Raw genomic sequence first — 859 nt, forward strand, 5'->3', positions numbered from 1 at the left:
GTTTTTGTTGTGGTGAACCAGCATCACAAAAATAAACTTGTGTTTCAGCAAATATTTCCATTTCTCGTCATTTACTAAATTCGTTTTTGTTGTGGTGAACCAGCATCACAAAAATAAACTTGTGTTTCAGCAAATATTTCCATTTCTCGTCATTTACTAAATTCTTTACCTCTATCTGTTATTATTCCTTTAATTTTTCCAATTAAATTATTATTTATAACAATTCCTTTAAACTTTTCAAAAACTTCATTAGCAGTATGATTTTCTAATTTTATTACAAAATATTTTTTACTTGATTGTTCTGCTAAAACTAAACAACTAGATAAATGTTCTTTTCCAACAACAGTATCCATTTCTAATCAACCAATATTAGAAACTTTATTTTCAATATCTCAAATTGACTTAATCCAAATTCACCTAAACGAATTCATTTATAAAAAGTTTTAAGACAAGCAGGAAATTTAACACCAAATTTTAAAAAATAACGATAAATAAGTTCTGACAGTGAATCATGGTATTTATTAAGTCTAATTTTCATAAAATTAATCTGTTCATTTTAAAAAATAACGATAAATAAGTTCTGACAGTGAATCATGGTATTTATTAAGTCTAATTTTCATAAAATTAATCTGTTCTTCTGTAAATTTACATCAGCAAAAAATATTATTATGGATTTATATAATTCTGATACTTGGTTGTTTTGATTATTTGGGAGAATGGCAGTTTTGTTTAGTCATCCGTTAATGTTAACAATATCTAGTTTATATATTGTTGGGTTTATTGTTTCAAAAACATTGTATAGTTAGGAGTTGAGTTTATGAAAATTAAAATTTTAAAGTTTTTAAAAGAAAAATGATGA

Annotated in this window: 1 protein-coding gene and 1 pseudogene; one reads left to right on the plus strand and one right to left on the minus strand. The window is 24.2% G+C overall.

Going from position 1 to position 859, the window contains the following annotated elements:
- Nucleotides 1–83: 83 nt before the first annotated feature.
- A pseudogene (locus C6B38_RS05660) lies at nt 84–553 on the minus strand (DDE-type integrase/transposase/recombinase); the annotation flags it as partial.
- Between the two features lie 115 nt (nt 554–668).
- On the opposite strand from C6B38_RS05660, the gene C6B38_RS10615 reads away from it, so the two are divergent.
- Nucleotides 669–806: a hypothetical protein gene (locus tag C6B38_RS10615; RefSeq protein WP_199558594.1), complete on the plus strand. Its 138-nt coding sequence runs from the start codon at nt 669–671 to the stop codon at nt 804–806.
- Nucleotides 807–859 lie beyond the last annotated feature (53 nt).

The sequence above is a fragment of the Spiroplasma sp. ChiS genome, from assembly GCF_002968355.1.
GTDB classification, from domain to species: Bacteria; Bacillota_I; Bacilli_A; order Mycoplasmatales; family Mycoplasmataceae; genus Spiroplasma; species Spiroplasma citri.